Genomic DNA, 24,628 nt, shown 5'->3' with positions numbered 1-24,628 from the left:
AGTCGGCGATCACGCGGGCGAACTCCGGCGAGGAGTCGAGCAGGGCCGTGGCCATGCCCACCCACTGCGAGCCCTGACCCGGGAAGACGAAGACGGCGCGCGAGGGGGACACACCGTTCTCGCCGTCGACCTCCCGGGCGGCCAGGGCGTCCAGGCCGGCGAGCAGCCCGTCGCGTCCTTCACCGCCGGGCAGCACGGCCCGGGACTCGAAGGCGGAGCGCCCGGTGGCCAGGGACAGCGCCACATCGGCGGGGCTGAGTTCCGGCCGCGCCCGTACGAAGGAGGCCAACTGCCCGGCGGCCTCGGCCAGCGCCTCGGAGGAGCGCGCCGACACCAGCCACGGCAGGCCCGCGCCCTCCGGGCCGGCCACGTCGGCCGGAGCCGCCTCGTCGGCGGGCTGCCCGGCCGGGGCCTCGGCCAGGATGACGTGGGCGTTGGTGCCGCTGATGCCGAAGGACGACACGCCGGCGCGCCGGACCCTGCCCTCCTCGACCGGCCACGGGCGGGGCTCCGTGAGCACCTCGACGCCGCCACCGGCCCAGTCCACGAGCTCACTGGGCTTGCTGACGTTGAGGGAGGCGGGCAGCTCGGCGTGATGGAGCGCCATGACCATCTTGATGACGCCACCGACACCCGCGGCCGCCTGGGAGTGCCCCAGGTTGGACTTGAGGGAGCCGAGCATCAGGGGCCGGTCCTCGCGCGCCTTGCCGTACGTGGCGAGCAGGGCCTGCGCCTCGATCGGGTCGCCGAGGACCGTTCCCGTACCGTGCGCCTCGACCGCGTCGACACCGGACAGGGGCACGCCGGCGTCCTGCACGGCGGCCCGGATGACGCGCTCCTGCGCCGGACCGCTGGGCGCGGAAAGGCCGTTGGAGGCGCCGTCCTGGTTGACGGCCGAACCGGCCACCACGGCAAGGACCTTGTGGCCCAGCCGCCGGGCGTCCGAAAGGCGCTCCACGACGAGCACGCCGACGCCTTCAGCCCAGGCGGTGCCGTCGGCGTCCGCAGAGAAGCTCTTGCAGCGACCGTCCGGCGCGAGGCCCTTCTGCTGCGAGAACTCCACGAAGATGCCGGGCGTCGACATGATCGTCACACCGCCGGCGAGCGCCAGCGAGCACTCGCCGGAGCGCAGCGCGTTGACCGCGAGGTGCAGGGCGACCAGCGACGACGAGCACGCGGTGTCCACGGTCAGGGCCGGGCCCTGGAGGCCGAGGGTGTACGCGACGCGGCCCGAGGCCACGCTCGACGTCGTGCCCGTCAGGCCGAACCCGGTGCCGCCCGCGCCCGCCTCGCCGAGGCGGGGGCCGTACTCCTGGGCGATGGCTCCGAGGAACACGCCCGTCTGCGTGCCGTGCAGCGATCCGGGCGTGATGCCGGCCCGCTCCAGGGCCTCCCACGACACTTCGAGCAGCAGTCGCTGCTGGGGGTCCATCGCCAGCGCCTCGCGCGGCGAGATCCCGAAGAAGGAGGGGTCGAACTCGGCCGCCCCCTGGACGAAGCCGCCGTCGCGGACGTACGACGTGCCGGAGTGGTCCGGGTCGGGGTGGTAGAGGCCCTCGAGGTCCCAGCCACGGTCGGTCGGCAGACCGGAGATCACGTCGCGCCGGTCGGCGACGACCCGCCACAGCGCCTCGGGCGAGTCGACCCCGCCCGGGTAGCGGCATCCCATGCCGACGATCACGATCGGATCGTTGGTGCCCGCCTCCAGTTCACGGACCCGCTGGCGGGACTGGTGGAGGTCGACGGTGAGGCGCTTCAGGTATTCGACGAGTTTGTCGTTGTCCGTTGTTGTCATGGTGATGTTGCCCCCGTAGACGTCGTCGAGCCGTGCGTGCGCGCGCTGCGGGCATGGCTGCCCGGGCGGCGTGCCGGAGCACGCCGCGCGCGTCGAACAGGTGGTGCGGAGTGAGGGGTCCGGCGGTGCGGACCCGGGATCAGAGTTCGGAGTCGATGAACGCGAGGAGTTCGTCGACCGAGGCCGACTCGACGCGTGCGGACAGATCGTCGGTGTCGGCCGGGGTCCGCTGGGCGGGCACCCGGGCCACGAGTGCCTGGAGTCGCTGGACGATCTCGGCCCGGACCTCGTCCCGGGTGTCGTCCGGCATCCCGGTGAGCGCCGCCTCCAGGCGGTCGAGTTCGGCCAGGCCGGGCAAGGCCGCCACGCCGGCGGAGTCCCCTGCGGATTCCTCTTCGGCCGGAGCCAGTTCGGTGTGCAGGTGGGCCACGACCGCCTGCGGAGTCGGGCAGTTGAAGAGGAAGGTGGCGGGCAGCCGCAGACCGGAGCCGGTCTGCAGTCGGTTGCGCAGCTCCACGAGGGTGAGCGAGTCGCAGCCCATGTCCTTGAAGGGCCGGTCGGCGGGGATGCCGGCCGCGGAGGACCGGCCGAGCACGGCGGCCGTCTGCACCCGGACCAGGTCGAGGAGCAGTTCCTCCCGCTCGGCCGGGTTCAGCACCGCGAGCCGGTCGCGCAGGGTCTCGGTCGCCCGGGGCGCTGCCGCCGCCGGCGAGACCTCCGCCGGGCGCGGGGCGGCCGGGGCCAGGTCCCGCAGCACGGTGGGCAGTTGGGCGCCGAGCGCGCCGAGAGCGGCACGGTCGAGAGGAGCGGGAACGAGCGTGGGGGAGCCCACGCGCAGTGCCGCGTCGAGCAGGGCCAGACCCTCGGCCCGGTCGATCGGCGCGAGGCCGGTCCGGGCGATGCGCACCCGGTCGGCTTCGGACAGCGAGCCCGCCATTCCGGCGGCGCCAGGCCTGCCCGCGGTGTCCGCCCACATGCCCCAGGCCAGGGAGACCGCGGTCAGCCCCTGGGCCTGGCGGTGCTGGGCCAGGGCGTCGAGGGAGGCGTTGGCCGCGGCGTAGTTGCCCTGGCCGGCGCCGCCGATGACACCCATGACGGAGGAGAAGAGGACGAAGGCCGCGAGATCCTGATCGGCCGTCAGCTCGTGCAGGTTCCGGGCCGCGAGGGCCTTGGCGGCGAGCACGGTGTCGAGACGCTCGGGGGTGAGCGCCGTGATCACGCCGTCGTCGAGCACTCCCGCCGCATGGACGACGGCCGTGAGCCGTACGCCGGCGAGCAGCTTCGCGAGCGCGTCGCGGTCGGCGGTGTCACAGGCCGCGAGGGTGACCTCGGCGCCCGACCCGGTGAGTTCGGCGGCGAGTTCCTCCGAACCCGGCGCGTCGGCGCCGCGGCGGCTGACCAGGAGCAGACGGCGGGCGCCGTGCTCGGTGACCAGGTGCCGCGCGACGAGGCCGCCCAGGGCGCCGGTGGCGCCGGTGATCAGGACCGTGCCCTCCGGGTCGAGGGCCGCGGGGAGCGTGAGGACGACCTTGCCGATGTGGCGCGCCTGGCTGACGTACCGGAAGGCATCCGGCGCCCGGCGGACGTCCCAGGTGCTCACCGGCAGCGGCTTGAGGGCCCCCGACGACAGCAGGGCCATGACCGCCGTGAGCATCTCGCCGATCCGCTCGGTCGGCTCCTGGAGCAGGTCGAAGAAGCGGTAGTCGACGCCGGGGTGCTCGGCCGCGACGAGGGCCGGGTCGCGCAGATCGGTCTTGCCCATCTCCACGAAGCGGCCGCCGTGCGGCAGGAGCCGCAGGGAGGCGTCCACGTACTCGCCGGCGAGGGAGTTCAGGACGACGTCCATGCCGGCGCGCTCGGTGGCCGCGCCGAACGCGGCCTCGAAGTCCAGCGTGCGGGACGACGCCAGGTGCTTCCCGTCCAGGCCGAGGGCGCGCAGGGCGTCCCACTTGCCGGGGCCCGCCGTGCCGTACACCTCGGCACCCAGGTGCCGGGCCAGCTGCACGGCGGCCATGCCGACACCGCCGGCGGCGGCGTGGATCAGGACGCGCTCGCCCGAGGTCAGACCGGCGAGGTCGACCAGGGCGTGGTACGCGGTGAGGAACACGATCGGCGCGGACGCCGCCTCGGCGAAGGTCCAGTCGGCGGGCATGACGGCGACCCGCCGGTGGTCGGTGACGGCCATCGGGCCGAACGCCCCGGAGAACAGGCCCATGACCCGGTCGCCGACGGCGAGTCCCGTGACCTTCGGGCCGACCTCCGTGACCACACCGGCCCCTTCGAGGCCGAGCGGGCCGGGATCGCCGGGGTAGAGCCCCAGCGTGCCCAGGACGTCGCGGAAGTTGACGCCCGCGGCGCGCACCGCGACGCGCACCTCGCCGTCGGCCAGCGGCGCCAGGGCCTCCGGGAAGGGTTCGAGGGCCAGGTGGTCCAGGGTCCCGCGCTCCCGCACCACCATCCGCCAGGCGGCGGTGTCGGCCGGGGGGACCAGGGCTCCGGCGGCCGTCACCGGGCCGAGCCGGGGCACGAACGGGGCCCCGTCCCGTACGGCGAGCTGCGGCTCGGTGACGATCAGCGGCAGTGCGGTACGGCAGTCCTGCGCCGTCTCCACGTCGAGGAGCCCGACGCGCCCGGGGTTCTCGGTCTGCGCCGAGCGTGCCAGACCCCATACGGCGGCGGTGTCCGGGTCCGCGTCGGCGTCCGGCGTCGTGGCCACGGCGTCCCGGGTGACGAGCACCAGGCGCGAGTCGGCGAGCCGGTCGTCGGCCAGCCAGGCCTGGAGGAGGGCGAGGGCACGGTGCACGGCGGGCGCGGTGCCGGACGTCGTACCCTCCGCGGTCTCCCCGAGCGGCGCGAAGACCACGTCGGGGGCGAGCAGCCCCTTGTCGACGGCCTCGCCCAGGGCCGCGAGGTCGGCGTAGAGCGGCCCGACGCCCAGGTCTGCGGAGCCGAGCGAGACGGCGCGCGGGGACGTTTCCGGGGCAGCCGCGGCCGGCTTCCAGTCCAGGCGGTGGAGCGAGCGCGGCACGGCCACGGAGTCGCTCACCGGGCGCAGGACGAGCTCCTCGACCTCGGCGACCACCGCGTGGGCCTCGTCGAGCAGAGTCAGCGACACCGCGTCCGGCCCGGTGGCCCGGATCAGTACGCGGGTGGAGCGGACGCCGGGCTGGTGGACGGTCACGCCGCGCCAGGAGAAGGGCAGCAGACGGCGACCGCCGCCGTCGAGCTCCGTGATGACGATCGGGTGCAGGGCCGCGTCGAGCAGCGCCGGGTGCAGCCCGTAGGAGGCGGCGTCGGTGACGGAGGCCGGCAGGGCGACCTCGGCGACCAGGTCGGTGCCGTGCCGCCGGGCGGCGCGCAGGCCCTGGAAGACCGGGCCGTAGGCGTAGCCCGAGGCGGCCAGCTCGGCGTAGCAGCCGTCGACGGGCAGCGGTTCGCCCTCGCCGACGGGCCGGGCCGCGGCGGGCGCGGCGGCACCGTCGTGCGGGGCGAGCGCGCCGGTGGCGTGCAGCGTCCACGGCTCGACGGCGCCGTCCGGCGTCTCGGTGCGGGCGTGCACGGTCACCGCGCGCTGGCCGTCCTCGCCGGGTGCGGCCACGACGACCTGCACCTCGGTGCGGCCCTCGTCGGGGATCACCAGGGGGGCGAGGAGCGTGAGCTCGGCGACCCGGGGCGTGCCCGTCTGCGAACCGGCGCGGGCGGCCAGTTCGAGGAACGCGGTGCCGGGCAGCAGGACCGAGCCGAGGACGGCGTGGTCGGCGAGCCAGGGGTGGGTACGGCGGCCGAGCCGGGCGGTCAGGACGGTCTGCCCGGATTCGGCGAGCTCGACGGCCGGGCCGAGCAGCGGGTGACCGGCCGCGCCCTCGGTGCCGCGCGCGGTCAGCCAGTACCGCTCCCGCTGGAAGGCGTACGTCGGCAGGGCGGGCGTCCGCCCCGGGCCGAACACGGCCTGCCACTCGGGGCTCCGGCCGCGGACGTGCAGGGCGCCGAGCGCGGACGCCAGGGTGCGGCGCTCGGGCCGGCCGCGGCGCAGCACCGGCACGAACGCGAGCCCCTCGTCGTCCAGGCAGTCCTGGCCCAGGGCCGACAGCACGCCGTCCGGGCCGAGTTCGAGGAAGGTCCGCATCCCGAGCTCGTGGAGCGCGGCGAGACCGTCGGACATCCGCACTTCCCGGCGGACCTGGCGCACCCAGTAGTCGGCGGTGATCTCGACGGGCCCGCCGGTGACGGTGGACACCATCGGGACGCGCGGCTCCGCGTACCGGACCGTCGAGGTGACGGCGGCGAACGCGTCGAGCATCCCGTCCATGCGGTGGGAGTGGAAGGCGTGGCTGACGACGAGCCGGCGGGTCTTGCGGCCGTCGGCGGCGAACGCGGCGGCGACCTCCTCGACGGCCTCGACGTCGCCGGACACGACGACGGCCAGCGGGCCGTTGACGGCGGCGATGCTCACCTCGTGCTCGCGGCCCACGAGAAGCGGGGCGACCTCCTCCTGCGAGGCCTGGACGGCCGTCATGGCGCCGCCGGACGGCAGGGCCTGCATGAGCCGGCCGCGCGCGGTGACCAGGGCGCAGGCGTCGGGCAGGGTGAGGATCCCGGCGACGTGCGCGGCCGCGAACTCGCCGATGGAGTGGCCGAGTACGGCGTCCGGGGTCAGTCCCCGGTGTTCCAGGAGGCGGAACAGCGCGACCTGGAGGGCGAAGAGGGCGCACTGGGTGTTCTCGGTGCGGTCGAGCGCCTCGCCGTCGTGGAACATCACCTCGCGGATCGGCGGCGTGCCGGGCACGGAGCCCCGGCAGGCGTCGAGTTCGGCGCACACGGCGTCGAGGGCGGCGGCGAAGACGGGCTCGGACTCGTACAGCTCGCGGCCCATGCCGACGCGCTGGCTGCCCTGCCCGGTGAAGAGGTACGCGAGACCCTCGTCGGTGCGCGCCGTGCCGAGGGCGAGCGCGGAGTGCGGCTCGCCGCGGCCCAGCGCGGTCAGGGCGGCGACGGCCTCCGTGCGGTCCTCGGCGGCGACGACCGCGCGGTGGTCGAGGGCGGTACGGGTGGTGGCCAGGGCGCGGCCGAGGTCACGGTCCGACACCCCGTCGAGGCCGTGGTCGCCGAGGGCGTCGACGAGTGCGGTGGCCTGGGCGCGCAGCGCCGGTTCGGTGCGTCCGGACAGCACCCACAGCGGTTCGGTTCCGCCGCCCTCGACGTCGGTCCCGGACGTGGAGGTCCCGACCTCGGGAGTCTCGGACGCGGGGGCCTCGGCGGGGGCTTCCGCGAGGACGACGTGGGCGTTGGTGCCGCTGATGCCGAAGGAGGAGACGCCGGCGCGGCGGGTCCTGCCGTCGGTGGCGGGCCAGGGGCGGGGCTCGGTGAGCAGTTCGAGGCCGCCGTTGTCCCAGTCGACGAGCTCACTGGGCGTGCCGACGTTGAGGGAGGCGGGGAGCTCGCCGTGGCGCAGGGCCATGACCATCTTGATGACGCCGCCGACACCGGCGGCCGCCTGGGCGTGGCCCAGGTTGGACTTGAGGGAGCCGAGCATCAGCGGCAGGCCGTCGCGCTCGCTGCCGTACGTGGCGAGCAGGGCCTGCGCCTCGATCGGGTCGCCGAGGACCGTTCCCGTACCGTGCGCCTCGACCGCGTCGACACCGGACAGGGGCACGCCGGCGTCCTGCACGGCGGCGCGGATGACGCGCTCCTGCGCCGGACCGCTGGGCGCGGTGAGGCCGTTGGAGGCGCCGTCCTGGTTCACGGCCGTGCCCGCCACGACGGCGAGCACCTCGTGCCCGAGCCGCCGGGCATCCGAGAGCCGCTCCACGACGAGGACGCCGACGCCCTCGGCCCAGGCCGTGCCGTCCGCCTCCGCCGAGAAGCTCTTGCACCGGCCGTCGGTGGCGAGCCCCCGCTGACGCGAGAACTCGACGAAGATGCCGGGCGTCGACATGATCGCCACACCGCCGGCGAGCGCGAGGGAGCACTCGCCCGACCGGATGGCGCGGACCGCCAGGTGCAGGGCGACCAGCGACGACGAGCACGCGGTGTCCACGGTCAGGGCCGGGCCCTGGAGGCCGAGGGTGTACGCGACGCGGCCCGAGGCCACGCTCGACGTCGTGCCCGTCAGGCCGAACCCGGCGGCACCCGCGCCCGCCTCGCCGAGCCGCGGACCGTATTCCTGGGCCATCACACCGGCGAACACGCCCGTCTGCGTGCCGCGCAGGGAGTCCGGGGCGATTCCGGCCCGCTCCAGGGCCTCCCAGCACACCTCGAGGTAGGCGCGCTGCTGCGGGTCCATCGCCAGCGCCTCGCGCGGCGAGATCCCGAACAGCTCGGCGTCGAACTCCGCGGCGCCTTCGAGGAAGCCGCCGTTGCGCACGTACGTCGTGCCGACGTGGGCCGGGTCCGGGTGGTAGAGGCCGTCGAGGTCCCAGCCGCGGTCGGCCGGGAAGCCCGAGATCACGTCGCGCTGCTCGGCGACGACCCGCCACAGCGCCTCGGGGGAGTCCACCCCGCCCGGGAAGCGGCAGCCCATGCCGACGATCACGACGGGGTCGTCCTGATCCCGTTCCTGATCCCGCGGCGCTTCGGGGGCCGAGGCCTCCTGCTGCGCGTCCGCGAGCTGTGCGGCGAGCGCGGCCGGGCTCGGGTGGTCGTAGACGACGGTGGTGGGGAGCTTGCGCCCGGTGGCGGTGACGAGCCGGTTGCGCAGCTCGACGACCATCGCCGAGTCGATGCCCAACTCCTTGAACGTACGCCGGGGTTCGATCTCGCCGACGGATTCGTAGCCGAGGACGGCGGCGGTGTGCGCCCGCACGAGCTCCAGGGCGGCCGGCCCGGTCAGCGAGCGGTTCGGCTCGGTCTCGGGGGAGTCGTCGGTGTCCTCCGGCAGCACCGCGGCCCGCGGCGCCGGCGTCAGGGCCCGGGCGGCGTGGGGCTGCCCGGAGATCCAGTGGCGGCGGCGCTGGAAGGCGTACGTCGGCAGTTCGGCGCGGGTGGTGCCGGCGGGCAGGACGGCGGACCAGTCCACCTCCGCGCCGTGGCAGAACGCTTCGCCGAACGCGAGCAGCAGCCGCTGCGGTCCGCCCTCGCCTCGGCGCAGGGTGCCGAGCGCGGCGACCGGCAGATCGGCGGCCTCCGCCGTCTGCTGGACGGCGAGCGCCAGGACGGGGTGCGGGCTCATCTCGATGAACAGCTCGTGGCCCGCGTCGAGGAGCGCGCGCACGGCGGGCTCGAAGCCCACGGGCTCCCGCAGGTTGCGGTACCAGTAGTCGACGTCCAGTTCGGAGCCGTCGAGGGCCGTGCCGGTGACGGTGGAGTGGAGCGGCACGTTCCCGGCGCGCGGCGCGATCCCGGCGAGCTCGGCGGGCAGCGTCTCGCGCACGGCGTCGACGTGCGGGCTGTGCGAGGCGTACGCGACGGGGATGCGGCGGGTACGGACGTCCTCGCCGTACCGCGCGGCCAGCCGGTCCAGGGCGTCACCGTCACCGGCCACCACGGTCATGCCGGGCGAGTTCACGGCGGCCACGCTCAGGCCCGGGAATCCGGCCAGGTCCTCGCGGACCCGGTCGGCGGGCAGCGCCACGGTGAGCATGCCGCCGCCGCGTCCGGCGAGCGCGCCGAGGGCGGTGCTGCGGACGGCGATCAGGCGGGCCGCGTCGTCCACGGTGAGGGCGCCGCTGACGGTGGCGGCGGCGATCTCGCCCTGCGAGTGGCCGACGACCGCGGCCGGTTCGACGCCCGCAGCCCGCCACAGCGCGGCGAGGCCGACCATCACGGCCCACAGGGCGGGCTGCACGACGTCGTCGCGGTCGAGGTCGGGCGCGCCGTCTCGGCCGCGCAGGACGTCGGTCAGCGACCAGTCGCGGTACGGGCGCAGTGCGCGCTCGCAGTCCGCCACGACCTCGGCGAACACGGGGGAGCTGTCGAGGAGTTCGGCGGCCATGCCGGCCCACTGCGAACCCTGACCGGGGAAGACGAACACGGCCTCGCGGACGGCCCGGTGGCTGCTGCCCTCGACCGCGGACGGGGCGACCCGGGCGTCGGCGACCGCGTCCAGGGCGGACAGCAGGTCGTCGCGTCCTGAGCCGGTCAGCACGGCGCGGTGGGTGAAGGCCGTGCGGTCGTGGGCGAGGGCCCGGGCGACCTCGGCGACGTCGAATTCCGGCCGTTCGGCGAGGTGCGCGCGGAGTCGGGCGGCCTGGGCGCGGAGCGCCTTGTCGCCGCGTCCGGAAAGCACCCACGCGACGGCGTCGGAGGCGACCGACGCCTTTGCCTCCGGCTTTGTCTCCGGCTCGTTCTCGACGGTCGTGGACGTCTCGCCCCGCCATTCGCCGAGGACCAGATGGCAGTTCGTACCGCCCATTCCGACCGAAGTGACACCCGCGACGAGTGGAACGTCGGGATTCGGCCACGGGCCGGTTTCGGTGGAGGCGGCGATCCGCAGTTCCTCGAACGGGATCTCCGGATTGGGGGTCTGATAGTTGAGCGTTGGAACGAGTTCCCGTTCCTTGAGGCAGAGAATCGTCTTGACGAGCCCCGCTATGCCGGCGGCGCCTTCGAGGTGGCCGATGTTCGTCTTGACGGATCCGAGCCGGAGCGGATTATCCGGCGTGCGGGAGGAGGAGAAAACGGCGCCCAGAGCAGAGGCTTCGATGGGATCGCCGACCCGGGTGCCCGACCCGTGTATTTCGACGTACTGCGCTTGTTCCAGCGGTATACCAGAATTCTTCCAGGCGTCGCGTATGACGCGTTCCTGGGCTTTTCCGTCGGGGGTGGGGAGGGTGGCGCTCGCGCCGTCGCTGCCGACGGCTCCGCCGTGCAGCAGACAGTGGATGCGGTCCCCGTCGGCGAGGGCCCGGCTGAGGAGTTTGAGCGCCACCACGCCGCCGCCCTCACCGCGGACGTAGCCGTTCGCCCGTGCGTCGAGGCTATGACATCGACCGTCGGGCGAGAGGCTGCCGAAGGCCGCGAGGGCCTGGGTGCTCTCCGGCGCGAGGTTGAGGTTGACGCCGCCGGCCAGCGCCGTCACGGACTCGCCGCGCCGCAGGCTCTCGCAGGCCAGATGCACCGCGACCAGCGAGGACGACTGCGCGCTGTCGATCACCATGCTCGGTCCCTGGAGCCCGAGGGCGTACGAGACGCGGTTGGCGATGATGCCGCGGTGCAGGCCGGTCACCGTGTGCGCGGAGGTGGCCTCGGGGCCGGCCGCGTGGGTGAGGGTCGTGTAGTCGTCGGTGATCGCGCCGACGAAGACGCCGGTGGCGGAGTCCGCGAGCGCGGCCGGGACGATGCCGGCGTCCTCGAGGGCCTCCCAGGCGAGTTCGAGGACGAGCCGCTGCTGCGGATCCATCGCCGCGGCCTCGCGCGGAGAAATACCGAAGAACTCGGCATCGAAGGTGTCGACACGGGGCAGAAAACCACCGGGGCGCGGCGAACCGTCGTCCCGGACGCCGAGGTGTGCGCGATCCGCAGGCGGTTCCGCTATGGCGTCGCGGCCATTCCTGAGGAGATTCCAGAATTCGGCGGGGTTCGACCCGCCGGGAAAGCGACAGGAGACGCCGACGACCGCGACGGTCCGGTCATCCATCACATGGGGCACTGCGTCGCCCGATGGACATTCCGTGTCGATCTGTGGTGGTGCCGCCTCAATCTGGGCATGGCGGATCATGGTGTTCTGCTCCCCCCGTAGAAGCACGATCAACGGCGTCGCCGACTCAGCAGCCCTGCCCGTCTCAATCTCGATTCGGACCCTAGCACCGAGGCGGCGCTCCGTAAACCAATGGCCAGAGTGGCGAGTTGGCAGGGAAAACGAATGTGACGGATAATCTGGACGACACTTGCGTGTGCTACAGCGGGGGATCTGTTTCACGCCATGTCGCAGGACGGCAGAAGACTTCCGGCCCGGTGACACCACCCCCGACAGGAGGGTGGCGTCAGGCCGGGCGGAAGCCGGGAGCGGCGGGGACTACTTGCCCTTCGCCGCCGGGTCGGCCTTGGTGAGCGTGCAGACGCCGTCCACGCACTGGCGCTCCAGGCGGCCCCGGGAGATGGTCTGCACGAGGCCGACCATCCAGCAGGTGGGGCAGCCGCGGAAGGCGATCAGGGCCAGCGGGGCCGCGAGCAGGGTGATCGGGCCGTAGGCGGGCACCAGCGCGATCGAGCCGATGATCAGCCCGAAGCCGATGACGCCGCGCGCCAGGTGGCGCGGGACGGACTTGCTGGCGAAGTTCGGCGCCGCGGGCGGGGTCTTGACCTCCGTCGGTGCGATGACCGGGGACTTCACGCCCTGAGGGGGCTTCACGATCTTCACGGTGTTCATGGTGAGTCTCCTTCGACTGGCTGGTCGATGGCTTGATCTGATGCCTGGTCGGTCGCTTCCAGCGCGTGACGCAGTGACGCGCGTGCCCTGTGCAGCCGTGACTTCATCGCGGCGGTGCTCAGGCCGAGCGTCTGGGCGACGGTCCTGCCCGGCAGGCCCTGCACGTCCCGCATGATCAGGACCTGCCGCTGCTCGCGGGGAAGGGCGCTGACCGCGGCCGCGATCCGCTCCACCTCCAGCCGGTACAGCACGGCCTCCTCGGCGGAAGGTTCCGCACACGCCTCCGGCTCGGCCGACCCCTCGTCGCGCATGGCGATGAGCAGCCGTACCTGCCGGAGGCACTCGTTGCGCACGATCCGGAACATCCATGAGGCAAGCGCGCCGGTGGCCCGCAAGGTGCCGATCTTCCGGTACAGGATGATCAGCGCCTCCTGTGCGGCGTCCTCCGCGTCCTGCGGCGAGGCGCACAGCGATATGGCGAACTTGCGCACATGCGGCTGCGATTCCATGACGACGGTGGTGAGCGACGTGACGTCGCCGTCCTGAGCGGCCTTGATCAGCCGCTCGTCGGGCCAGGGGAAGCGTTGGTTCATGTGCTACTCATACCGGAAGGCGCCCCGCGCGCAGGCGCTGGTCAGGTGCGGCTCTTGTTGAAGCGGCGCATCAGGTGCCAGCTGCACATACCCACGAGCACGACGCCGACCACGATGATGGCAGTCCACATAGTTCCTGTTCCCTCCGTGTTCCTCCGGCCCGTTCGGCCGGTACACACATAAGAGACGGGGAGGTGCCGAGAGGATTCGCGGTTCCGGGAAGTTTTTTTCGGGACCTGGTCAGGGGCCGGCCCGGACCCGGTCCGGAGCAGGTCAGGACCCCGGACCGGGTCCGGTCCCGGGCGCCGGCCGGCGCTCTCAGAGGAAGCCGCCGACCGCCCGGCCCCCTAGCGTCGTCCGTGTGACCAAGATGCTCAACTCCCAAGCGGAGGGCGCCGGTTCACGGCCGCCCCTGGTGACGCGGCCCCTGCTGCTGCGCTTCGTCTCGATCATCGGCGCCTCGACGAGCTTCTATCTGCTCCTGTCGGCCGTCCCCCTCTACGCCGAGGTGAGCGGAGGCGGCCACGGCGGCGCCGCCGGCCTCACCACCGGCACCCTGATGCTGGCCACGGTCGGCGGCGAGCTCGCGACGCCCCGGCTCGTCGCCCGGTTCGGCTACCGCCTGACGCTGGTGGCGGGGCTGTTCCTCCTCGGCGCGCCCGCGTTCGCGCTCGCCGCCTCCGGGAGCGCGGTCTGGATCGCGGCGGTCTGTGTGCTGCGCGGCCTGGGCTTCGCGTTCGCCGTCGTCGCGGGCGGCGCCCTGACGGCCTCGCTCATCCCGGCCGAGCGCCGCGGCGAGGGCCTCGCGCTCGTCGGCATCGTGACGGGGATACCATCGCTGGTGGCGCTGCCGCTGGGGGTGTGGCTGGTGGACCACGTGGGGTACGGGCCGGTGTTCGCCGCCGGGGCCGTGGCCGCGCTGGCCGCCATCGTCTCGGTACCGGGCCTGCCGGACCGCGAGGCCGGGTCGCCCGACCGCGAGACGGACCCGGAGCGGCCGATCGGGGTCACGGCAGGGTTCCGCACGCCCGCCCTTGCGCGGCCCGCTCTCGTCTTCGCGGCCACCGCGCTCGCCGCCGGAATCCTCGTCACCTTCCTCCCGCTCGCCGTGCCGTCGGCCTCCGCGGGCGTCGTCGCCACGGCCCTGTTCGCCCAGACGGCCGCGGCGACCGCGGCCCGCTGGGTCGCCGGCCGGCACGGCGACCGGCACGGACCGGCCGCGCTCCTCCTGCCCGGCCTCGCCGTCGCGGCCGGCGGAGTGCTGCTCACCGCCCTGACCCACAGCCCGGTCGCCGTCGTCGTCGGCACGGCCCTGTTCGGGATGGGCTTCGGCATCACCCAGAACGCCACCCTGACGCTGATGTACGCGCGCGTCCCCGCCTCCGGTTACGGCACGGTCAGCGCTCTGTGGAACTTCGCCTTCGACGCGGGCATGGGCGTCGGGGCCGTCGGCTTCGGAATCCTCGCCGGCCGGACCGGCTACCCCTGGGCCTTCGCCCTCACGGCCGTCCTGATGCTCACAGCGCTCGCCCCGGCCTGGCGCGACCGCCGGACGGAGGGCGCCCGCGCGTGACGCTCACATGTGCGGCTGGCCGTAGTACCGGGCGAACTGCTCCAGATAGCCGGGCTCTCCGTACTTCGCCTCATCGAAGTCGGGGGCACCCCTGATCTGGTCCTTCGTGCGGTCGACGTACACCTTCTCCTCGGCGGTGTCGATCAGTTCGATCGTCCCGGCGGGGAGGAGCACCCGCCTGCCGAAGATCCAGGCTCCGACGTCGACGACGAGGTGGGACGAGTCGACGTCCTCGGAGTGCCTGTCGATCTTCCCGATGGTGCCGTCGGTGGCCTCGACCTTGTAGCCGACGAGATCGGCGCCCTGCCGGTAGCCGGTGCTCGGTCGGTAGTTCCAGATGTCGAACTCGCTCATGGCGGCACCTCTCGTCCCTCCCCATCCTCCCGTGGCCGACCGGCGCACGCACGTCGTCACCCGCGGTGACCCGCACGGGCGAGGCGCGCCGGTGGCGATGGGGGTCAGAGACCTCGGCGTGACGGGCTGTGCACGGCGTCGACGACCAGGGCGAGCAGCCGGTCGGGCTGTCCGGAGTGCTCGTCGCGCGCCGTGGACAGGGCGATCCCGACGACCAGCTGGAGCAGGTCCTCGGCGGTGAGGTCGGCGCGCGCCGACCCGTGCCGCTGGGCCCGGGTGAGCAGGCCGGTCGCCGCGTCCAGGATCAGCCGGTGGCAGTCGAGGCCGGGCCCCGCGGCCTCCTCGACGAGGAGCGCGCCGCCCATGCCCTGGTTGACCCGGGCATGGGTGAGGAAGGCGCCCAGCCATTCGGCGAGGGCGTCGTCGGGGGAGTCCGCGGCGCGCAACGCCTCGGCCCGCGCGCACAGCGTCTCGATGCGGTCCCTGAGCAGTGCGGTCAGCAGGGCCGGGCGGTTCGGGAAGTGGCGGTAGAGGGTCCCGGGTCCGACCCCGGCCCGGCGGGCGATCTCGTTGAGGGAGGCGCCGGGGCCGGCCTCGGCGAACACCTCGGCCGCCGCCGCCAGCAGGCGCTCCCGGTTGGCGCGCGCGTCGGTGCGCCGGGCGTGCCCGGCGGGGGCTGGGGTGTCGGTCATCGTCCTGTCCTCCGTGATCTCCGGGGTGGCCAAGCGGAGAACCTCTCCGTATCATAGCGGGCGTCGAAGCGGAGAACCTCTCCGTTTCGTCTTTCCGTTGTGCTGCCCGAGGGGTACGGATGACTGTCGAAGCGCGGACCGGGCTCGGCCGGGTCGGAATCTGGACCTTCGCCTACGAAGGGCAGCCCGCCGGGCGCGTGCGGGAATCGGCCGCGGAACTGGAGGAGTTGGGATACGGAGCCATCTGGTTCGGGGAGGCCTACGGTCGCGACACCTTCGGCCAGGCCTGGCTGCTGCTCTCGGCGACCCGCCGGATCACCGTCGCGTCCGGCATCGCCAACATCGCCTTCCGTGAGCCGATCGCCACCGCCGGCGCGGCCCGCACGCTCGGCGAGGCCTTCCCCGGGCGGTACGTCCTGGGGCTGGGTGGCCACCGGGTCGACGACACCGTCCACGAGGTGGACGGCTACCCGGTGCCGACCCGGGGCAGGGCGCTGCACACGATGCGCGGCTACCTGGACGCGATGGACGCGGCACCCGCCCACGGGCCCGCGCCCGACCCGGCGCCGCGCCGGGTCCTGGCCGCGCTCGGCCCGAAGATGCTGGAACTGGCGGCCGAGCGCACCTGGGGCGCGCACCCCTACTTCGTCCCCGTCGAGCACACCGAGCGGGCGCGCCGGATCCTCGGGCCGCAGGCGTTCCTCGGGGTGGAGCAGGCCGTCGTCCTGGACGCCGACCGCGGCAGGGCCCGGGAGGTGGCCACCGCGCACGTCGCCGGATACGTCGCCGCCGCGGCGCACCAGGTGGCGAGCCTGCGCAGGCTCGGCTTCGGCGACGAGGACCTCGTGGGCGGACCGAGCCGCCGCCTGGTCGACGCGATCGTCGCGTACGGGGACGTGGACGCGATCCGTCGGCGCGTCGTGCAGCACCTGGACGCGGGTGCCGACCACGTCTGCCTCCAGGTGCTGACCGCCGATCCGCTCGCGCTGCCGGACCGGGAGTGGCGCGAGCTCGCCCCGGCCCTGCTCTGAAACCGGACAACTCCCCCGTGTGCAAGGGTGGTTGACGAAAGGTCTGGACCAACCTACGGTCTCCTGGAGCGCGCGCCATGCCCAGGATCCCCCACGTCCCCAGGAGCACACGCATGCCAGGCCCTCGGATCACCCGTGTCCTCGGAGCGGGGTTCGTCACCCTGCTCGCCGCCGCCGTCCTCGCCGGCCCCGCCGCCGCCCAAGGCGCGAAGGCCGCCGCCCCGTCCCCGTCGTCCGCCGCCGCGGACACCTGCGCCCTCAAGCCGAAGCCCGCCGGGAAGGTGCTCCAGGGGTACTGGGAGAACTGGGACGGCTCGGCGAACGGCGTGCACCCGCCGTTCGGCTGGGCGCCCATCGACGACCCCCGTTTCGCCGCCCACGGCTACAACGTCATCAACGCCGCTTTCCCGGTGATCCGTTCGGACGGGACCGTTCTCTGGGAGGACGGCATGGACAGCGGCGTCCGCGTCGCCACCCCGGCGGAGATGTGCCGGGCCAAGGCGGCCGGGGCGACGATCCTCATGTCGATCGGGGGCGCCGCGGCCGGGATCGACCTGAGCTCCCGCGCCGTCGCCGACCGGTTCGTCGAGACCATCGTCCCGATCCTGACCGCGTACAACTTCGACGGGATCGACATCGACATCGAGACCGGCCTCGTCGGCAGCGGCAGCATCGGCACGCTGTCCGCCTCGCAGGCCAACCTGGTCCGCATCATCGACGGAGTGCTGGCCCGCATGCCCGCAGGGTTCGGGCTGACGATGGCGCCGGAGACCGCGTACGTCACCGGCGGCAGCGTGGCCTACGGGTCGATCTGGGGCGCGTACCTGCCGATCGTCAAGAAGTACGCGGACAACGGGCGGCTGTGGTGGCTGAACATGCAGTACTACAACGGCAGCATGTACGGCTGCTCCGGTGACTCCTACTCCGCCGGCACGGTCGCCGGGTTCGTCGCCCAGACCGACTGCCTGAACCGCGGGCTCGTCGTCCAGGGCACCACGATCAAGGTCCCGTACGACAAGCAGGTCCCCGGCCTCCCGGCCCAGCCCGGCGCCGGCGGCGGATACATGGCGCCGACGGCCGTCGCCCAGGCCTGGAACCACTACGGCGGCTCGCTCAAGGGCCTGATGACCTGGTCGGCCAACTGGGACGGCTCGAAGAACTGGACCTTCGGCAACAACGTCAAGGCCCTCCAGGGCCGCTAGGTCCTGTCTTCCGGATCACGCCGGTGGCCTCGGACCCCTCGCCTGTTACTTGCCGGTAGGCAATGATGGTGGACGACCATCCACACGGCCGGGGGCTGAGGCAACGGTGAAGACTTTCGACGAACGGACCAGGGTGCACGTCTTCCGGGACGACGCCCTGGGGGAGCACGACGCCGTCGGGCTCGCCGAGGCGATCCGGCGCGGCGAGGTCGGCGCCGCCGAGGCGGCGCGGGACGCGGCCGCGCGGGTGCGGGCCGTCGAGGAGCGGCTCCACGCCGTCCAGACGCACGTCGACACCCCCGCGCCCGGCGCCGTGCCCGACGGCGCCTTCGCGGGCGTCCCGAGCTTCGTCAAGGACAACACCGACCACCAGGGCCTGCCCACCGGCCACGGCAGCGCGGCCTTCACCCCGAGGCCGGCGCGACGGCACGCACCCTTCGCCCGGCAGTTCCTGAGCAGCGGCGTCACGGTGCTCGGCAAGACCCGCCTGCCCGAGTTCGGCTTCAGCCCCTCCACGGAGTACGAGAACGCCGAGCCCGTCCGCAACCCGTGGAACACCGGCCACTCCGCGGGCGGTTCCTCGGGCGGCAGCGCGGCGCTCGTCGCCTCCGGAGCCGTGCCCATCGCCCACGCCAACGACGGCGGCGGCTCCATCCGGATCCCCGCCGCCTGCTGCGGGCTCGTCGGCCTCAAGCCGACCCGGGGCAGGGTCGTGCCGAACGCCCAGAGCCGCCGACTTCCCCTGGACCTCGTCGCCGACGGCATCGTCAGCCGTTCCGTGCGGGACACCGCGGCCTTCCTCGCCGCCGCCGAGACGTACTGGCGCAACCCGAAACTGCCGCCCCTCGGCCTGGTCGAAGGCCCCTCCGGGAAGCGGCTGCGCATAGGCCTCCTCCTCGACTCGCCGAACGGCGTCGCCTCCGACACCGCCACCCGCGAGGCCGTCACGGAGACCGCGACGAGGCTCGAACGCCTCGGCCACACCGTCGAGCCGGTCGAGATGACCATCGACCCGCGCTTCACCGAGGACTTCCTCACCTACTGGGGGATGCTCTCCTTCCTCCTCGGCGCCACCGGCCGGACCCTCGGCCCGGACTTCGACCGGCACCGCATGGACGGCCTCAGCCGCGGGCTGCGCGAGACGTACGTGGAGAACTGGCGGCGCACCCCGGGCGTCCTGCGCCGGCTGAAGCGCACCAAGGTGGCGTACGCGGCGGCGTTCCGCGGACTCGACCTCCTCCTCACCCCCGTCCTCGCCCACCCCGCGCCGCCGATCGGCCGGCTGGCACCGACCGTCCCCTACCCGGAGCTCGTCGAACGGATCCTCGCGTACGTCGCCTTCACCCCGGTCGACAACGTCGTCGGCACCCCGTCGATCTCGCTGCCCAGCACCCGGGCCACGGACGAAGGGCTGCCCATCGGCGTCATGTTCTCCGGCCGGCCCGGAAGCGAACGGACCCTCCTGGACGTGGCGTTCACCCTGGAGGCGGACCGCCCCTTCCGCCGGATCCAGGACCTCTGAGCGCGGAGGGCCGGATGCCGGCACCGTCGACCCGTTCGGCGAGGCGCGCCATGGCCCGCTCCAGTTCACGGCGCGCCCCGAACGGGACGATCGCGGCGCGCCCCGGGACGCGCACGCCGCCGGTGAGCGCCACCCTGGTCCGGCCGCCCTCGTCCACCGCCGCCATCCCGATGACCAGGAACCGGCTCTGCAGCCAGCACCAGCCCGGCCGCAGCACGCCGTGGAGACGGGCCCGGAGACCGTAACGGCTGCGGGCGAGGGCCTCCACCCGGTCGCCGTCCCTGCGCACGATCCGCACCGACCGCATGTCCGGCTGGAACTCCCCGAAGCCGCCCTCCAGATCCCCCATGACGGCCCACACCGCGTCCAGCGGCGCGGGCAGCACCCGCTCCACGATCCGCGCGCCCCGGACACCGGCGCCCATCACCCGGAGCCGCCGCACGTCGTCGATCATCGCCTCGTCACCGTTCACGCGGACCACGCCTTCCGGAAGCTCTTCCGTGCCCGGTGCAACCGGGACTTCGCCGTGCCGGCCGGCACCCCGAGGAGCGCCGCCGCGGCCTCCTCGTCCATCCCCTCGACGTCCCGCAGCACCAGCACCGCCCGGTGCCCGGGCGACAGCCGGGCCAGGACGTCGCCGATGTCGGCGGCCAGCTGCGGATCGCCCCGCTCCGGCACGTCCGGGAGCTCCGCGGGCCGCGCCCGCGCCGCCCGCTTGGCGACCCGCACCGCCTCCCGTACGGAGATCGCCCGCACCCACCCGTACAACGCCTCGGGCTCCCGCAGCGATCTGAGCGAGGTGAAGACGGCGACCAGGGCCTCCTGGGTGGCGTCCGGCCCGTCGTCGAGGGCGATGGGGCCGCAGATCCGGGCGATGTACGGGGTGAGGTGGTCGAGCAGGTCGTGCAGGGCCAGGGTGTCGCCCCGCCGCGCGGCCCGGACGAGCGCGACGCCCCGGTCGACGGGACCGGCGGCCTCAGCGGGCGGCACGCAGGGCCGTCCAGCCGAAGACCAGGGACAGCGGCGTGTACAGCAGGGCGTTCAGCCAGGGGAAGGCCGCCCCGGATCCGTCCCGGCCGATCACGATCCACACCAGACCGGCCGCCCCGCGCAGCAGCATCCCGCCCGCCACGGCGTACGTGACCAGGCGCGGGATCCGGCGGCCGCGGACACCCCGCGCGTGGGCCGCCACGGCGACCGCGGCGCACCCTTCGAGGACGGCCAGCGGCAGCACCACCGCGGGACCGAAGGACACGACACCGCCGAGGACGGCGAGCGAGAGGCTCCGCTCGTCGGCGGCGGGCCAGGTCAGGCCGGTCGCCCAGTAGACGTGCACGAGCGCGAGGACGGCGAGCAGCACGGCGACCGCACGCCCGCCGCCGGCCGTACGAGGCCGCTCGATGTCGATGACCGCCATGAGGTCCCCTCCGTATCGGGGTCGGAATGCCGCCGCCGAGGGGCGCCGACACCTGAAGGAGGACCCGGACCGGGCAGGGGTTCCCTGTGATCCGGATCACGTGCGACGGGCGGGCTGGTCACCGATCTCGACCACACGGGCCCACTCCGGCGGTCCGGCCGGCACGTGGTCGGGGTCGTCCTCGCTCCACGAACGGAACCTCCGCGCGCGGGGGAAGAGTCCCACCACCGTTCGGCAGGCGGGACGCGTGGCCGGCCACGGCGTCTGACCGTCGGTCAGGACCACGAGCACGTCGGGGCGCGGGCGCGCCCGCAGCGCCGCGGCGAAACCCGTGCGGAGATCCGTACCGCCGCCGCCCATCAGCGGGATGCCCTCCGCCTTGCACAGCGGGTGGACGATCCGCGCCGCCGCGTCGCACGGCAGCACGGTCACCAGATCGCGCCGGCCACCCAGCGCCCGGGAGATCGCCGTCACCTCCAGGAGCGCGCTGCCCAGTTCGGCGTCGCTCACCGAGCCCGAGGTGTCGATGACGACGGAGACCCGGGGCGGGCTGCGCCGCAGACTCGGCAGCACCGCCCCGGGCACCGATGCCGAGCGCCGCGACGGACGCCCGTACGAGTGGTCGTCCCCGGCACCGGAACCGTAGGCCGCCGACCTGACGGCCGCCCCGAGCAACTCCCGCCACGCCTGCGGCGGATGGAACGCCTCCTCCGCCCACCGCCGCCACCCCGCCGGGATGCTGCCCGGCCGGCCGGTGATGGCCTGGGTCACCCGGAACCGCACGGCGTCCTGCTCCTGGGTGCTCAGCCCGTCGGCGCCGTCCGCGCCGAGGTCCCAGGCCCGTTCGAGACCGTCGGCTCCGCTGCCGCAGTCCAGCCAGCCCGCGTCCCTGGTCCGCGAACCGAGCCGGAACTGCCGCAGGTACTCCTCCATCAGCTTTCCCTCGGGAAGGCCGAGGAGCCCGGGATGCACGGCCCCCTCCGGCATGGGGAGGCCGTCGCCGAACACGTCGTCGTTGATCTCGCAGTCCGCGGCGATGTTCATCCGCAGCCGCTCGCCCGAACCCGTCAGACCCCGCTCCCGCGCCACCCGGTCGCTGCGCCCGTGGTGGTCGCGGAGCAGATGCGTCACCTCGTGCACCCACACCCCGGCGAGCTCCTCCACCGGGGTCCGGTCGACGAAGCCCGGCGAGACGTAGCAGCGCCAGTGACGGTCCACCGCCATCGTCGGCACCTCCCGCGACTCCACGGTGTGCAGGGCGAACAGCGCCGTCGCCAGATACGGCCGGACCCGCACGGCGTGCAGCCGGGCCGCGTACAGCTTCTCCAGATCGAGCGCCGGGGCGCCCCGTGTCTCCGGACTCATCGCCCCGCACCCGCACCCGCGCCGGCCGCGACGCGGTCGCCCGCCCGGTCCGCGCGCCGGGACAGGGACACGACGCCGGCCAGCCGCTCGATCGACTCCGGAACGTCCCAGTCCTCCCGGCGCAGCCCCGCCAGCGTCGTCGCCGGTACGACCACCAGATCCGGAGCACCCGACTCGAGCGCGCGGACGAGCAGCGCCCAGGCCGCGTCCCAACGGGACTTCTCCGGGCGCCGGGAGACCGCCGCGACGACCCCCTCCAGAGCAGCCAGGCGGCGGTCGCCGCGCTCGGGCAGCTCGGCACCCTCGGGGTCGGCGAGGAGCAGTTCGGGATCGGGGAGGTCCATCCGGTCGAGCCAGGCGAGGAGTTCGAGCCCCGGCCCGTCCCCGACGACCCCGCGCACCAGCTGCGAGAGCACGTCCCGGGACACCCCCGCGGCGGTCGCGAAGGCGATGAGCCGCAGCGCCATCTCCCAGCTCCGGGGCGAGGGCCAGGCGCCGCCGCGCGGCGCCTCACCGCCGGGCAGCCGGTGCACGAGCGCCGGACGGGCCGTCAGCAGACCGCAGACCGCCCGCCGGGCGACGTCCACGGCCTCCGTCAGCCTCGCCGGGTCGAGGCGGGGGAGCGTGGCGCGCGGCCAGACACCCCCGAGGCCGCGGACCACGACCTCGGCGTCGTGCGTCCACCGCAGATGGACGAAACGGTTCGCGAGCGGCGGGCTCAGCTCCCAGCCGTCGGCGGCCGAGGACCGCGGATTGGCGGCGGCGACGATCCGTACGTCGGGCGGGAGGACGAGCGTCCCGATCCGCCGCTCCAGGACGAGCCGGAGCAGGGCCGCCTGGACGGCCGGGGGAGCGGTGGACAGCTCGTCCAGGAACAGCAGGCCCCGGCCGGCCCGTACCAGCCGCACGGCCCACTCGGGCGGTGCCATCGGCACGCCCTGTTCCGCGGGGTCGTCGCCGACGATCGGCAGTCCGGAGAAGTCGGTGGGCTCGTGCACGCTCGCGATGACGGTGGTCAGCGGCAGGTCGAGCGAGGCGGCGAGCTGCGTCAGGGCCGCGGTCTTGCCGATGCCCGGCTCGCCCCACAGGAGCACCGGAAGATCGGCGGCGACCGCCAGGGTCAGCGCCTCCAGCTGGGGGTCGGGCCGGGGCTCGGTGTCGGTGTCGCGCAGAAGGGACAACAGGGCGCCTGCGAGGTCGAGTTCGGCGGTGGGGGCAGGAGAGGAGGGCATGACTGTGGGCACGGGAGATCACCTGAGGAGAGGAGAGGAGAGGAGAGGAGAGGAGAGGAGAAGGAAGGGGAAGGGAGGGAACCGGGGGTCACACCGGCGGGAACGTGGCCTGCCGCGGGCGCGGGCCACGCGTGCGCGTGCGGCGGCTGTCCGGACGTGTGCGGAGGGTGGTCACGGAAGGGGGCGCGAGTTTCCGGCCGGGCGCGGGGCCGGCCAGCCCGGCCCGGTAGAGCCCGTACGTGACGCGGCGCCGCGCCGCCGTGTCCAGCGCGTCCCGGAGAGCGCCGTCGCGCAGCAGCGCGGCGGGCCCGAGGAGGCCTTCGACGACGGCCAGCGCACCGGCGATGTCGCCGTGGTCGAGCCGCTCGCGGACACCGGTGAGACAGTCCGGACGCCGGTGCGCCTCGTCGACGGCCCGTACGCAGGGGAGCGCCGTGCCGGTCAGGGCGACGAGGAGCTCCTCGCGCCGCAGCTCGGCCGGGTCGTGGTCGAGCGGTGTCAGCACGCCGTCGACCAGGCCGATCCGGTGCCGGGCGCCCCGGCAGTCGACGAGGCGCGGCGCGCCCGCCCGCTCGGGTGGCCGCGGCGGGCCGCTCGGCACGTGACCGGGTACGAGCGCGGCGGCGACCAGCGGGTGCAGTTGCCCGGCCTCGACGAGACCGGCGCGCAGCAGCTCCAGGTCGGGCGGCAGCCAGGTGGCCGCGTCCGGCAGGACGGGCGCCGAGGTGAGCGCCCGCCGCGCGGACGCGTCCCCGACGAGTGCCCCCGACGGGTCGGCGTCCAGGAGGAACCGCCGCCCCCTGCCGAGGCGTACGGCCACCGGGCCCGCCGGCCGGCCCTCGGCGCGCAGCAGGATCGCCGCCTCGGCCGTCCATCGGTCCACGGCACAGTGGAGTCCGCCTTGCGGCAGATCCGGCCGGGGGAGGTGCGAGGGCGGTCCGTCGGCCCCGGAACGGGTGCGCAGTTCGGCGGCCCGGCTCGCGTCCCAGAGATGGCGGTGCAGGTCGAGCCGGAACCGTGGGTGCGGGTGGGGATGCGGGTGGGAAGGCGCCGGGCCGGTGCCGGGCGCGTCCGGGCCCCGGAGCGCGAGGCTGATGCGCTGTCCGGCGTCCGCCCAGGCGGGCGCGGTCCGGGCCACCAGGTGCACGGGCCCCGTACCGTCGCGTCCCCCGGTGTCGTACCGGGCGAGGGCGACGGTGAGGCCCGGGCGCAGCAGCCCGTACGGGGCGATCCTCGGCATGTGCCAGCGCAGCAGGTCCGGGGCCAGGCGGCGCAGATCGGCCCGCACGCGGGACGCGAGTTCCGTGCCGTGACCGCGAGCCAGGGCGCGGAGGTCGAGATCGACGTCGACGTGGGCGGCGGCGCAGGCCCCCGCCCAGTCCCCGGCCTCACGGCGGGCGGTCGCGGTCTCGATCATGGAGGGCGGCACGGCGAACTCGCGCACGCGCAGCCAGCGGGAGAGGTGGGAATCCTCGTACGCGAAGGGAGTGGCCATCAGCACTCACCTGTTGCGGACGGGACCCCCGATCTGAGAGAGGAGTGAGTC

16 protein-coding genes are annotated in these 24,628 nt (G+C 74.3%); 4 read left to right on the top strand and 12 right to left on the bottom strand.

All coding sequences use genetic code 11. The annotated features are described in order from the left end of the window. From ACFYX3_RS15725 to ACFYX3_RS15710, 4 genes are all read right to left on the bottom strand, one after another. The coding region (locus ACFYX3_RS15725; RefSeq protein WP_389013183.1) for a type I polyketide synthase at positions 1-1,795 on the bottom strand (1,795 nt) is incomplete at its 3' end. A 139-nt stretch (positions 1,796-1,934) separates the two neighbouring features. After that, a complete protein-coding gene (locus tag ACFYX3_RS15720; RefSeq protein WP_389013180.1) occupies positions 1,935-11,369 on the bottom strand; it encodes a type I polyketide synthase in 9,435 nt (3,144 codons plus the stop codon). A 378-nt stretch (positions 11,370-11,747) separates the two neighbouring features. Then, positions 11,748-12,101 carry a hypothetical protein gene (locus tag ACFYX3_RS15715; RefSeq protein WP_376594374.1) on the bottom strand — a complete coding sequence of 118 codons (354 nt, stop codon included), beginning with the start codon at positions 12,099-12,101 and terminating at the stop codon, positions 11,748-11,750. Then, on the bottom strand, positions 12,098-12,694 hold the full coding sequence (locus ACFYX3_RS15710; protein ID WP_116162630.1) for an RNA polymerase sigma factor: 597 nt from the start codon (positions 12,692-12,694) through the stop codon (positions 12,098-12,100). The genes ACFYX3_RS15715 and ACFYX3_RS15710 overlap by 4 nt, the downstream gene beginning before the upstream one ends. Positions 12,695-13,064: 370 nt before the next feature. Here ACFYX3_RS15710 and ACFYX3_RS15705 point away from each other — a divergent pair, with 370 nt between their 5' ends. Next, positions 13,065-14,267 carry an MFS transporter gene (locus ACFYX3_RS15705; protein ID WP_389013237.1) on the top strand — a complete coding sequence of 401 codons (1,203 nt, stop codon included), beginning with the start codon at positions 13,065-13,067 and terminating at the stop codon, positions 14,265-14,267. A 3-nt stretch (positions 14,268-14,270) separates the two neighbouring features. Here the strand turns inward: ACFYX3_RS15705 and ACFYX3_RS15700 are convergent, their stop codons facing one another. Together ACFYX3_RS15700 and ACFYX3_RS15695 are read right to left on the bottom strand one after the other, a co-directional pair. Next, positions 14,271-14,621: a PRC-barrel domain-containing protein gene (locus ACFYX3_RS15700; protein ID WP_376594372.1), complete on the bottom strand. Its 351-nt coding sequence runs from the start codon at positions 14,619-14,621 to the stop codon at positions 14,271-14,273. Between the two features lie 104 nt (positions 14,622-14,725). Next, on the bottom strand, positions 14,726-15,313 hold the full coding sequence (locus tag ACFYX3_RS15695) for a TetR/AcrR family transcriptional regulator (protein WP_389013175.1): 588 nt from the start codon (positions 15,311-15,313) through the stop codon (positions 14,726-14,728). A 119-nt stretch (positions 15,314-15,432) separates the two neighbouring features. On the opposite strand from ACFYX3_RS15695, the gene ACFYX3_RS15690 reads away from it, so the two are divergent. The 3 genes from ACFYX3_RS15690 (at position 15,433) to ACFYX3_RS15680 (ending at position 19,068) form a co-directional block, all read left to right on the top strand. Further along, positions 15,433-16,344 carry a TIGR03620 family F420-dependent LLM class oxidoreductase gene (locus ACFYX3_RS15690; protein ID WP_389013172.1) on the top strand — a complete coding sequence of 304 codons (912 nt, stop codon included), beginning with the start codon at positions 15,433-15,435 and terminating at the stop codon, positions 16,342-16,344. A 113-nt stretch (positions 16,345-16,457) separates the two neighbouring features. Further along, on the top strand, positions 16,458-17,546 hold the full coding sequence (locus ACFYX3_RS15685) for a chitinase (protein WP_389013169.1): 1,089 nt from the start codon (positions 16,458-16,460) through the stop codon (positions 17,544-17,546). A gap of 106 nt (positions 17,547-17,652) precedes the next feature. Next, a complete protein-coding gene (locus ACFYX3_RS15680; protein WP_389013166.1) occupies positions 17,653-19,068 on the top strand; it encodes an amidase in 1,416 nt (471 codons plus the stop codon). Here ACFYX3_RS15680 and ACFYX3_RS15675 read toward each other — a convergent pair. The 6 genes from ACFYX3_RS15675 to ACFYX3_RS15650 form a co-directional block, all read right to left on the bottom strand. Beyond that, positions 19,022-19,540: a hypothetical protein gene (locus ACFYX3_RS15675; protein WP_376594367.1), complete on the bottom strand. Its 519-nt coding sequence runs from the start codon at positions 19,538-19,540 to the stop codon at positions 19,022-19,024. The genes ACFYX3_RS15680 and ACFYX3_RS15675 overlap by 47 nt on opposite strands. Then, positions 19,537-20,058, bottom strand: a complete 522-nt coding sequence (locus ACFYX3_RS15670) for an RNA polymerase sigma factor (protein ID WP_389013162.1) — start codon at positions 20,056-20,058, stop codon at positions 19,537-19,539. Before ACFYX3_RS15670 ends, ACFYX3_RS15675 begins: the two co-directional genes overlap by 4 nt. Then, the gene (locus tag ACFYX3_RS15665; protein ID WP_389013159.1) at positions 20,045-20,485 is read right to left on the bottom strand and encodes a DUF3995 domain-containing protein; all 441 of its coding nucleotides are present in this window, start codon (positions 20,483-20,485) and stop codon (positions 20,045-20,047) included. Before ACFYX3_RS15665 ends, ACFYX3_RS15670 begins: the two co-directional genes overlap by 14 nt. 96 nt (positions 20,486-20,581) lie before the next feature. Beyond that, positions 20,582-21,850 carry a VWA-like domain-containing protein gene (locus ACFYX3_RS15660; RefSeq protein WP_389013156.1) on the bottom strand — a complete coding sequence of 423 codons (1,269 nt, stop codon included), beginning with the start codon at positions 21,848-21,850 and terminating at the stop codon, positions 20,582-20,584. Further along, entirely contained in the window at positions 21,847-23,082 is a 1,236-nt protein-coding gene (locus ACFYX3_RS15655; RefSeq protein WP_389013234.1) for an AAA family ATPase, read from the bottom strand. The genes ACFYX3_RS15660 and ACFYX3_RS15655 overlap by 4 nt, the downstream gene beginning before the upstream one ends. An 88-nt stretch (positions 23,083-23,170) precedes the next feature. Next, positions 23,171-24,577, bottom strand: coding sequence for a hypothetical protein (locus tag ACFYX3_RS15650; protein ID WP_389013153.1), 1,407 nt, complete (start codon positions 24,575-24,577; stop codon positions 23,171-23,173). Between the last annotated feature and the right edge of the window lie 51 nt (positions 24,578-24,628).

It is taken from the genome of Streptomyces sp. NPDC002463, assembly GCF_042889835.1.
Classification (GTDB): Bacteria; Actinomycetota; Actinomycetes; order Streptomycetales; family Streptomycetaceae; genus Streptomyces; species Streptomyces nymphaeiformis.
The sequence above is the reverse complement of the archived record's forward strand: the minus strand, read 5'-3'. Positions and strand labels throughout refer to the sequence as shown.

Coding starts and splice junctions, on each gene's coding strand:
- ACFYX3_RS15685 (WP_389013169.1), top strand. CDS start 16,458: ATGCCAGGCCCTCGGATCACCCGTGTCCTCGGAGCGGGGTTCGTCACC.
- ACFYX3_RS15720 (WP_389013180.1), bottom strand. CDS start 11,369: ATGGATGACCGGACCGTCGCGGTCGTCGGCGTCTCCTGTCGCTTTCCC.
- ACFYX3_RS15710 (WP_116162630.1), bottom strand. CDS start 12,694: ATGAACCAACGCTTCCCCTGGCCCGACGAGCGGCTGATCAAGGCCGCT.
- ACFYX3_RS15665 (WP_389013159.1), bottom strand. CDS start 20,485: ATGGCGGTCATCGACATCGAGCGGCCTCGTACGGCCGGCGGCGGGCGT.
- ACFYX3_RS15650 (WP_389013153.1), bottom strand. CDS start 24,577: ATGGCCACTCCCTTCGCGTACGAGGATTCCCACCTCTCCCGCTGGCTG.
- ACFYX3_RS15695 (WP_389013175.1), bottom strand. CDS start 15,313: ATGACCGACACCCCAGCCCCCGCCGGGCACGCCCGGCGCACCGACGCG.
- ACFYX3_RS15655 (WP_389013234.1), bottom strand. CDS start 23,082: ATGCCCTCCTCTCCTGCCCCCACCGCCGAACTCGACCTCGCAGGCGCC.
- ACFYX3_RS15660 (WP_389013156.1), bottom strand. CDS start 21,850: ATGAGTCCGGAGACACGGGGCGCCCCGGCGCTCGATCTGGAGAAGCTG.
- ACFYX3_RS15690 (WP_389013172.1), top strand. CDS start 15,433: ATGACTGTCGAAGCGCGGACCGGGCTCGGCCGGGTCGGAATCTGGACC.
- ACFYX3_RS15700 (WP_376594372.1), bottom strand. CDS start 14,621: ATGAGCGAGTTCGACATCTGGAACTACCGACCGAGCACCGGCTACCGG.
- ACFYX3_RS15705 (WP_389013237.1), top strand. CDS start 13,065: ATGCTCAACTCCCAAGCGGAGGGCGCCGGTTCACGGCCGCCCCTGGTG.
- ACFYX3_RS15715 (WP_376594374.1), bottom strand. CDS start 12,101: ATGAACACCGTGAAGATCGTGAAGCCCCCTCAGGGCGTGAAGTCCCCG.